6 protein-coding genes, 4 tRNA genes and 1 pseudogene are annotated in these 9,810 nt (G+C 64.8%); 7 read left to right on the plus strand and 4 right to left on the minus strand.

Going from position 1 to position 9,810, the window contains the following annotated elements; genetic code table 11:
* The first annotated feature begins 46 nt into the window (after positions 1-46).
* Together ACF8O7_RS17210 and ACF8O7_RS17215 are read left to right on the plus strand one after the other, a co-directional pair.
* Complete coding sequence (locus tag ACF8O7_RS17210) at positions 47-1,033, plus strand: YheT family hydrolase (protein ID WP_392443892.1); 987 nt, start codon at positions 47-49, stop codon at positions 1,031-1,033.
* Positions 1,034-1,038: 5 nt separating this feature from the next.
* Positions 1,039-1,590 (plus strand): DUF2946 family protein, encoded by a 552-nt coding sequence (locus ACF8O7_RS17215; protein ID WP_016453557.1) that lies wholly within the window; start codon positions 1,039-1,041, stop codon positions 1,588-1,590.
* A 57-nt stretch (positions 1,591-1,647) separates the two neighbouring features.
* On the opposite strand, the pseudogene ACF8O7_RS17220 reads toward ACF8O7_RS17215, so the two are convergent.
* The 4 genes and pseudogenes from ACF8O7_RS17220 to ACF8O7_RS17235 all read right to left on the minus strand — a co-directional run.
* Positions 1,648-2,178: pseudogene (locus tag ACF8O7_RS17220) on the minus strand (c-type cytochrome); the annotation flags it as partial.
* 208 nt (positions 2,179-2,386) lie between these two features.
* Positions 2,387-3,841: an efflux transporter outer membrane subunit gene (locus ACF8O7_RS17225; protein WP_046987756.1), complete on the minus strand. Its 1,455-nt coding sequence runs from the start codon at positions 3,839-3,841 to the stop codon at positions 2,387-2,389.
* Positions 3,834-6,989: an efflux RND transporter permease subunit gene (locus ACF8O7_RS17230; protein ID WP_016448486.1), complete on the minus strand. Its 3,156-nt coding sequence runs from the start codon at positions 6,987-6,989 to the stop codon at positions 3,834-3,836. Before ACF8O7_RS17230 ends, ACF8O7_RS17225 begins: the two co-directional genes overlap by 8 nt.
* Positions 6,990-7,004: 15 nt before the next feature.
* Positions 7,005-8,297 (minus strand): efflux RND transporter periplasmic adaptor subunit, encoded by a 1,293-nt coding sequence (locus ACF8O7_RS17235; RefSeq protein ID WP_016448485.1) that lies wholly within the window; start codon positions 8,295-8,297, stop codon positions 7,005-7,007.
* Between the two features lie 192 nt (positions 8,298-8,489).
* Here ACF8O7_RS17235 and ACF8O7_RS17240 point away from each other — a divergent pair, with 192 nt between their 5' ends.
* The 5 genes from ACF8O7_RS17240 to ACF8O7_RS17260 all read left to right on the plus strand — a co-directional run bounded on the left by ACF8O7_RS17240 (position 8,490) and on the right by ACF8O7_RS17260 (position 9,709).
* The gene (locus ACF8O7_RS17240) at positions 8,490-9,128 is read left to right on the plus strand and encodes a TetR family transcriptional regulator (protein WP_026061988.1); all 639 of its coding nucleotides are present in this window, start codon (positions 8,490-8,492) and stop codon (positions 9,126-9,128) included.
* Between the two features lie 82 nt (positions 9,129-9,210).
* Positions 9,211-9,286, plus strand: a tRNA-Arg gene (locus tag ACF8O7_RS17245).
* Between the two features lie 90 nt (positions 9,287-9,376).
* Positions 9,377-9,462 (plus strand) — tRNA-Tyr (locus tag ACF8O7_RS17250).
* 55 nt (positions 9,463-9,517) lie between these two features.
* Positions 9,518-9,591, plus strand: a tRNA-Gly gene (locus ACF8O7_RS17255).
* Positions 9,592-9,634: 43 nt separating this feature from the next.
* A tRNA-Thr gene (locus tag ACF8O7_RS17260) sits at positions 9,635-9,709 on the plus strand.
* Positions 9,710-9,810: the final 101 nt, after the last annotated feature.

Genomic DNA, 9,810 nt, shown 5'->3' on the forward strand with positions numbered 1-9,810 from the left:
CAAAGGCCATTCGCAGCGACTGGGACAAGGACTGCAAACGGGCTCTATGCATCAATTCAACGCGGCGCGCTGGCTGCCCGGTGGCCACGCACAGACCATCTGGCCGGCGCTGTTCGCGCACCGTCGGCCGGCCGGCCATGCGGCACCCCGGTGGCGGTGGGAGCGCTGGGATACCCCGGATGGCGACTTCATCGATGTCGCCTTCGGCAGTGCTCCCACCCTGCCTGCCGATGCGCCATGGCTGGTGCTTTTCCATGGCCTTGAAGGCTCGGCGAACAGCCACTATGCCCAGGCCATGGCCTGTGTGGCCGAACAGCGCGGCTGGCACATGGCCGTGCCGCACTTTCGCGGCTGCAGCGGCGAGGTCAACCGGGCGCCGCGCGCCTATCACTCGGGCGATGTGCAGGAGGTGGACTGGATACTGCGCCGCCTGCGCGAGCGGTCTTCTCGCCCGCTGCATGCGGTAGGTGTCTCCCTGGGCGGCAATGCGCTGGCACGCTGGGCGGGCGTGCAGGCGGACAAGGCTGCCGAGGTGGTGCAGGCCCTGGCGGCGGTGAGTGCGCCGCTGGACCTGGCCGCCGGGGGAACGGCGCTGGGGAAAGGGCTGAACCGCTGGATCTACACGCGCATGTTCCTGCGCACCCTGGTGCCCAAGGCGCTGCTCAAGTGGGCGCAGTTTCCCGGTCTCTTCGATCGTGATGCCGTGCTGCGTGCACGTGATCTGAGAGAGTTTGACGATGCGTTCACGGCGCCGGTCCACGGCTTTCGTGATGCGCAGGACTATTGGCATCGGGCGGCGGCCAAACCGCTGCTGGGCAGCATTGCCGTGCCTGCACTGCTGCTCAATGCGCTGGACGATCCCTTTGTCCCTTCGTACAGCCTGCCGGCGCCAGGCGAAGTCGGCCCGCGGGTTACGCTGTGGCATCCGCCGCACGGCGGTCATGTGGGTTTTGCACAAGGGCGTTGGCCAGGACATGTACTGACCATGCCGCAGGCCGTCACGCAGTGGCTGGCACACAGCGAAAAAGGATGAATGCAATGGACGATATCGTGAAGCAGGCCATGGCCAAATGGCCCCATGTGCCTGCCTGCAGCGGCTGGCTGGGGCTGGACGAGCGCGGGCGCTGGTATCTGCGCGATGAACAGGCCCAGGCCAGCGGTGCTTTCGACAGCGCAATCCCGGGAGCCAAGGGCGCGGAGGTGCGCAACGAAAAGCTGGCGGACTTCATCGCCCGCAACTACCTGGCCGAGCCCGATGGTCGATGGTTCTTCCAGAACGGTCCCCAGCGCGTGTATGTGGAGCTGGAGAATGCTCCCTGGATATGGCGGTTGCGCTGGGATGGCGAGGGCCTGCAGATGCACAGCCATACAGGAGCCGAACTGGATGCCGGGGCCATCACCGAAGCGCTGATGGACGAGACGGGGCGCCTGTACCTGGCGACGCCTTCCGGCCTGGGCCTGGTCCATACGCAGGACATGATCGATGCCGCGGCTGCGCTGGAGGCGGGCGCGTTGCCGGCCTGTGAAGAGGTACGGGCCGAGGCGTTGCCGCAGCGCTACGGTTTCGTGCGCAGTCCTGCGCGGGCATGAAAAAACCGGCCGAAGCCGGTTGGTTCCAGAAGTCCCGCGTGTTGCTCAATTGGCGGGGGCTGCTGCGCCTTCTGCCGCGGCGCCTTCTGCGGCAGGGGCCTTGGGTTCTTCGAACTTGCCGCCCGCCGCGTTGGCCATGTAGACCACGCCGCGTGCAATTTCGGTGTCGTTGAAGTCGCCGCCACCCTGAGGGGCCATGGCGCCCTTGCCCTTGAGTGCCGAGTGCACCAAGCCTTCCAGTCCCTGTGCAAGGCGAGGGCCCCAGGCCGCAGCATCCTCGAACTTGGGTGCTCCTGCAGCGCCCGTGGCGTGGCAAGCGGCGCACTGGCCCTTGTAGACCTCTTCGCCCGCGCGCAGGGGGCGGTTGGCATCACGGATCTCCACAAGGCCGATCTTCTGCAGGCGCTGAGCCTTGGCCATTTCGGTCTGGGAAGCGCCGGCACCGGACTTGTCGGCCGAACTCACGTACTGCACGAGGCCGATGATCACGAACACCGGAACCACGAACGAGAAAAACACCGCTATCAGCAGTTGCCTGGGATTCTTGATCGGGCCCGTATGGGCTTCTTCGGTGTGGGTTGCGCTCATGAAGTCCTCTTGTGTTGTGGGGGCGTGAGTCAACAACAAATTATATCGACGGCCCTCTTGCAGACACTGCGCGCAGACCCGGGTTGACCTGGGACGCACATATGCCATGAGATGGATCAAGCAATTGGCAAATGCTTGCCGCACTGAATGACAAAGAGGCGTTCACCTTGCGGTGAACGCCTCTTTGCGGTTGGCGCGGCAGATGCGGTTATTGCTGCGCGGGAGTTTGCGTGGTTGCAGCCGCTGTCGCCGTCCTGTCGGTCCAGCCGCCGCCCAGAGCCTTGTACAGCTCGATCTGATTGAGCAGTTGCGCCAGGCGCACGCTCACGGTGGATTGCTCCAGCGCGAACAGGGTGCGCTGTGCGTCCAGCAGGTCCAGGTAGCTGGCCACGCCGTTGCTGTAGCGCAGGTCGGACAGCTTCAGGCGTGCCTGCTCGGCTTCGAGCTGGGCGCGCTGGGCCATGATCTGGTCACGCAGCGTGCCTTGGCTGTCCAGTGCGTCGGAGACTTCGCGGAAGGCGCTCTGGATGGACTTCTCGTACTGCGCAATGGCCACTTCGCGATCGACCTTGGCCGCAGCCAGATTGGCCGAGTTGCGGCCCGCATCGAAGATGGGCAGCAGGGCCGAGGGCGCCAGGGTGAAACCCCAGCTGCCGCTCTTGAACAGGCCCGACAGCTCGTTGCTGGCCGTGCCGAACTGCCCGGTCAACGTGATGCGCGGGAAGAAGGCCGCACGCGCCGCGCCGATGTTGGCATTGGCGCTGATCAGTTGCTGCTCGGCCTGGCGGATGTCGGGGCGCTGCGTGAGCAGGTCAGACGGCAGGCCGGCCGGCACTGCAGGCAGGTCGGCCGTGTCGCGCAGGCCCTGGCTGGAGCCCAGGCTGGCGACCACGTCCGCAGGCAGCGCCTGGCCCAGCAGCAGCACCAGGGCGTTCTCGTCCAGGGCACGCTGGCGCTGCTGCTGCGCCAGGGTGGCGCGCGCAGCTTCGGTCAGCGAGACGGCCTGGCGGTAGTCCAGCTCGGAGGCCACGCCCGTGTCGAAGCGCAGCTTGGTCAGCTTGATCGACTCTTCGCGGGTCTGCAGCGTGTCGCGCGAGATCTTCAGCAACTGCTCGTCGGCCAGCAGCGTGTACCAGCCGCTGGCCACGGCGGCCACCAGGCTGGTCTGCGCGGCGCGGCGCGCTTCCTCGGTGGCCAGGTACTGGGCCAGGGCCGCTTCCTTCAGGCTGCCGATGCGCCCGAAGAAGTCCAGCTCCCAGGAGGTCACGGCCAGGCCGACCTGGTAGCTGTTGACGTACTTGGTGCCGGAGCCCGTGGTATTCGGGGCGCGGCTGGCGTTGACGCCTGCACCGACCGTCGGGAACTGGTCGGCGCGCGTGATCCGGTACTGCGCCTGGGCGCGCTCGATATTGAGCGCGGCCACGCGCAGGTCGCGGTTGTTGTCCAGCGCGGTGCGCACCAGTTGCTGCAGGCGTGCGTCCTGGAAGAAATCCTGCCAGGGCAGCTGTGCGGCAGCCGTTCCGCCTTCTGCCGCAGCAGTGGCGTTCGCGCGGGTGTATTGGGCCGCGACCGGAGCGGCAGGGCGCTCGTAGGTGGGGATGAGCGAGCATCCCGCCAGGAGCACGGCGGTGGCGATGGCCACCGGGGTACTGCGATTAATCATGGCTCAAGGCCTCCTTGCCGGCCGGTGTGGACGGCGGGTTGTGCGTTTTGATCTTGCCCTTGAACAGCTTGCGCACCACGACGAAGAAGGTGGGCACGAACAGCACGGCCAGCACGGTGCCGGTGATCATGCCGCCGAGCACGCCGGTGCCGATGGCACGCTGGCTGGCGGAGCTGGCGCCGGAGGCGATCACCAGAGGCACCACGCCCAGGCCGAAGGCCAGCGAGGTCATGATGATGGGCCGGAACCGCAGGTGCGCGGCTTCCAGCGCGGCCTCGATCAGGCCCTTGCCTTCGGCCTGCAGGTCCTTGGCGAACTCCACGATCAGGATGGCGTTCTTTGCCGACAGGCCGATCACCGTCACCAGTCCGATCTGGAAGTACACGTCGTTGGAATAGTTGCGCAGCAAGGTGGCAAGCACCACGCCCAGCAGACCCAGCGGCACGACCAGAATCACCGACAGCGGAATCGACCAGCTCTCGTACAGAGCGGCCAGGCACAGGAACACGGCCAGGATGGCGAAGGCGTACAGGAAGATGGCTTGGGAGCCCGCCAGCTTTTCCTCACGCGACTGGCCGGTCCACTCGAAGCCGAAGCCTTCGGGCAGCTTGGCAGCCAGCTTTTCCATCTCGTCCATGGCATCGCCCGAGCTGAAGCCCGGAGCAGCCGAGCCTTCGATGCGCACGGCCGGGTAGCCGTTGTAGCGCACCGTCTGCTGCGCGCCCTTGACCCACTTGGTGGTCGCGAACGTGGACAGCGGCACCGGATCGCCCTTGGCATTGCGCGCGTTCAGGCGCAGCAGATCGTCGGGCTGCATGCGGGCCGGAGCGTCGGCCTGCACGATCACGCGCTGCAGACGACCCTGGTTGGGGAAGTCATTGACGTAGGACGAGCCCAGTGCCGTGGACAGCGCCGCATTGATCGAGGTGAAGTCCACGCCCAGTGCGTTGGCCTTGTCGCGGTCGATCTCGATGCGCAGCTGCGGCGCGTCTTCCAGGCCGTCGGGACGCACGCCGGCCAGCACCTTGCTCTGCCCGGCCATGCCCAGCAGCATGTTGCGCGCATTGATCAGCGCATCGTGGCCGTGGCCGGCACGATCCTGCAGGCGGAACGAGAAGCCCACGGCATTGCCCAGTTCGGGAATGGGCGGCGGGTTCACGGCGAACACGAAGGCGTCGCGTATGCCCGCCGTCATGCCCATGATGCGGCCCGTCATGGCATCCACCGTGGAGTCCGCTCCCTTGCGTTCGGACCAGTCCTTGAGCGGCACGAAGGCGAGGGCGGCGTTCTGGCCCTGGCCGGAGAAGCTGAAGCCCAGCACGCTGACCATGTTGGCCACTTCGGGCTGCGGCAGCACGGCCTCCTCGACCTGCTTCATGACTTCCAGCGTGCGCTCCTTGGCGGCGCCAGGAGGCAGTTGCACGTTGACGATGAAGTAGCCCTGGTCCTCGGTCGGCAGGAACGAGGTCGGCAGGCCACGGAACACCACCACGGCACCGGCGATCACGGCCAGGTACACGCCGATCATCAGCACCGAGCGCTTGAGCAGGCGAGCCACCCAGCCTTCATAGGACTTGGCCGAGCGTGCGAACGTGCGGTTGAACCAGCCGAAGAAGCCTTTCTTCTCGTGGTTGTGGCCGGCCTCCACGGGCTTGAGCAGCGTTGCGCACAGAGCCGGTGTCAGCGTCAGCGCCATGAAGGCCGAGAAGCTGATGGAGGCGACCATCACGATGGAGAACTGCCGGTAGATATTGCCGGTGGACCCCGCGAAGAAAGCCAGCGGTATGAACACCGCGATCAGCACCAGCGTAATGCCCACGATGGCGCCCGAGATCTGGCCCATGGCCTTGATCGCGGCCTCGCGCGGCGGCAGGCCTTCCTCGCTCATGATGCGCTCGACGTTCTCCACGACCACGATGGCGTCGTCCACCACGATGCCGATGACCAGCACCATGCCGAACATGGCCAGCACGTTGATCGAGAAGCCCACGGCCTGCATGACCGCGAAGGTGCCCAGCAGTGCAATGGGCACCACGATGGTCGGGATCAGCGTGTAGCGCCAGTTCTGCAGGAACAGGTACATCACCAGGAACACCAGCACGATGGCTTCCAGCAGCGTGTGGGCCACCTTCTCGATGGAGATGCTCACGAATTTGGAGCTGTCGTAGGGAATGGAGTAATTCACGCCCTTGGGGAAGAACTTCTTCAGTTCCTCCATGCGTGCATGCACGGCCTTGGCCGTGGCCAGCGCATTGCCGCTGGGCGTCAGCTGCACGCCGATACCCACGGCATCCTTGCCGTTCAGGCGGGCGGAGGTCGCGTAGGCCTGGCCGCCGATCTCGATGGTGGCCACGTCCTTGAGTCGCACGGTGGAGCCATCGGCATTGGCGCGCAGCACGATGTTCTCGAACTGGCTGATCGAAGACAGCTGGCCCATCACCGTCACCGTGGCGGCGATCTTCTGGCCCGTGATGTTGGGCAGGTCGCCGATGGCGCCGCTGGCCACCTGGGCGTTCTGGCTGCGGATGGCGGCTGTCACGTCCTCGGCCGAGAGCTTGTAGCCCTGCAGCTTGGCGGGATCGAACCAGATGCGCATCGCCTTTTCCGTGCCGAACAGCTGTGCCTGGCCCACGCCTGCCACACGCTGGATTTCGGGAACGATGTTGCGCGAGGCATAGTCGCCCAGGGCCACCGTGTCATAGGCCTTGGCGTCCTCGGACGACAGCATGATGAACAGCAGGAAGTTGGACGACGCCTTGTCCACGCGAACGCCCTGCTGCGTCACCGAAGCAGGCAGGCGCGGCGTGGCGCGCGAGAGGCGGTTTTGCACGTCCACCTGCGCCAGGTCCACGTTGGTGCCGGCCTCGAAGCTGATGGTGATGCTGCCCGTGCCGTCGGCCTGGGCCACAGACTCCATGTAGACCAGACCGGGCGAGCCGTTCATCTCGCGCTCGATCACGGACAGCACGCTGTCTTCGAGCACCTTCGCGGACGCGCCTGGATAGGCCGTGTTGATGACGATGGCCGGAGGAGCCACCTTGGGATATTGAGCGATCGGGAGCTTGGTCAGCGCGATACCACCGAGGACGATGATGAACAGCGCGACGACCCATGCAAAGATCGGTCTGTCGATAAAGAACTTGGCCATTGCTGAGCCCCTTGATTACTTCTTGTCTGCCTGGTCCGCAGGCTTGGCATCGGCTGCGGCTTGCGGGGCTGGCGCTGCCGTGCCGGCCGGCTTCTGGGCGCCTGCGGCCTCGGGCTGCCACGGTACGGGCTTGACCGGCGTGCCGGGTGGCAGCATCTGCAGCTTCTGGAAGCCGTCGACCATCACCTTCTCGCCCGCCTGCAGGCCTTCGCTGACCAGCCATTGGTTGTTCTGGGCCGTGGTCACCTTCACTTGGCGCTTGGTGATCTTGCCGTCGTCGCTGACCACGCTCACGGTGTCGCCGGTCTCGGTGCGCGTCACCGCCTGCTGAGGCACGGCAATGGCGTTGGACGCCTGGGCCTGCTCCATGCGCACGCGCACATACATGCCGGGCAGCAGCAATCCCTTGGGATTGGGCACCTCGGCACGCAGCGTGACCTGGCCGGTGGAGCTGTCCACGGTCAGGTCGGTGAACAGCAGCTTGCCCTTGAGTTCGTAGGCCGTGCCATCGTCCAGGCGCACCTCGACGCTGGCGGCTTCGGCGCCATCGGCCTTCTTGAGCTTGCCCTGCTCCATCGCGCGGCGCAGCCGGAAGGCTTCGCTGGACGACTGGGTGAAATTCACATAGACCGGATTGATCTGCTGGACCACGGCCAGCGGGGTCGCCTCGCCCTGGCCGACCAGCGCGCCTTCGGTCACCAGAGACTGGCCGATGCGGCCAGAAATGGGGGCGGTGACGCTGGTATAGCCAAGATTGATCTCGGCGGTCCGCACGGAGGCCTTGCCGGCCGCGACGTCAGCCTGGGCCTGCTTGTAGGCAGCCTCTGCATTGACGAAGTCCTGCTTGCTGATCGCGTTGGCGGCAACCAGCGGGCGGTAGCGTTCCAGTTGCGCCAGTGCCTGGGCCTGGTTGGCCTCGGCACGGGCCTGCGTGGCCTTGGCACTTTGCAGCGTCGCCTGGTAGGGCGCCGGATCGATGCGGTACAGCACCTGGCCGGCCTTCACGTCGCTGCCTTCCTTGAACAGGCGCTCCTGCACGATGCCGGCGCTACGGGCCCGGATCTGGGCCACGCGGCGCGCGTCCACGCGGCCGGGCAACTCGGTCACAAGTCCCACATCGGCGGGGGTGGCCACCACCACACCTACAGGGACGGCGGGCATCTGCTGCTGTGCGGCAGCTTGTTCTTCGGGCTTTTTCCCGCAGGCGGCCATGGCCATTGCGGCGGTGACGGCCAGGGCCACGGTGGTGAGGCGCAGACTGTTGTAAGGGGACGGAGCGGCTGACACATTGCTGCGTGTGCTGGGCATGATGGGTCCTTGTGCTGAATCAAATAACGATGTTGACGTTCCGGTCAGCGCTATCCGGAACGCCCGTGTCCACGGGCAAGTCGCGGATTATACATACATACATGAATGTATAATGACCGCAGTTGCTGCAAGGCGGCGCGAAGCATGGCGTAGCGTGGCATGGCCGGGCTCAACGATGGAAGGAAATACATCTTGGCACGACGAACGAAAGAAGATGCGTTTGCAACGCGCAACAGTCTGCTGGACGCTGCGGAGCAAGTGTTCTACGAGCAGGGTGTCGCCCGGGCCTCGCTCAACGAGATTGCCCAGCGAGCCGGCGCCACGCGCGGTGCGGTCTACTGGCATTTCAAGGACAAGCTGGATCTCTTCTATGCCATGCTGGATCGCGTCACGCTCCCGCTGGAGCAGGCCGCTCAGGGCGACTGCGAAGATGACTCCGAATGCGATGCGCTGGAATATGTGCGGCGCCTGATGGCGGTGGTCTTCGGGCGCATTGCGGATGACGACAGCACGCGGCGCGTCTTCGAGATCCTGTTGCTCAAGGTGGAGTACGTGGGCGAACTCATGCCGGTGCAGGAGCGCAATCGCGCGGCACTGGACTCCTTTTCGTCCCGGCTGGAGTTGGCGCTGTGTGCCGCCGCCGAAAGCCATGCAGTCACCATGCCCATGTCGGCGCACCAGGCATCGATCGCACTGTGTGCCATGTTTGACGGGCTGCTGCAGAGCTGGCTGCTGGGGCGGGCTTTTGATCTCAAGCAAGTGGGTGCCCAGGCGGTGGATGTCTGCCTGCGCGGGCTGGGCTTCACGGTTTCGGAGGCTCCTGCCCAATGAGCGGGCGGGGCCGCGGGGCTTGTACGCGGTAGTGCAAAGTCATGCGACAATCATTGGCTTGTGCAGGGCAGCGATGCCTTGAGCGGCTGTAGCTCAGTGGATAGAGTATTGGCCTCCGAAGCCAAGGGTCGTGGGTTCGATCCCCGCCAGCCGCGCCACATTTTTCTTGGATCGCCTCGGTGGCCTGAGAAAAAAATGCACTGAATTTTTTCAGACGAAAAAAACGGTGCTAGAATTCAAATCTCTTCGGAGGGGTGCCCGAGTGGCTAAAGGGGGCAGACTGTAAATCTGTTGGCTTACGCCTACACTGGTTCGAATCCAGTCCCCTCCACCAGTAATGGTGAAGAAGAGAAGTCATCTGAAAAGGTGGCAGCGTGCAGTCAATCTGTGCGGGAGTAGTTCAATGGTAGAACCCTAGCCTTCCAAGCTAATGACGCGGGTTCGATTCCCGTCTCCCGCTCCAGTTTGCAAGCAAAGTTTTTTGAGGTTGCTTCGGCGGCTTCAAGGCCCATGTGGCTCAGTGGTAGAGCACTCCCTTGGTAAGGGAGAGGTCGGCAGTTCGATCCTGCCCATGGGCACCATTCTCTCTGGTGCGCTCGCTAGATGGGGTTGCGCCAAATCCTGTTGTAGTGATTTAGATTTTTTTCGGAGTCGGAAAAATGGCTAAAGAAAAATTCGAGCG

It is taken from the genome of Delftia sp. WSY_16 (assembly GCF_043104415.1).
Taxonomy (GTDB): domain Bacteria; phylum Pseudomonadota; class Gammaproteobacteria; order Burkholderiales; family Burkholderiaceae_C; genus Comamonas; species Comamonas tsuruhatensis.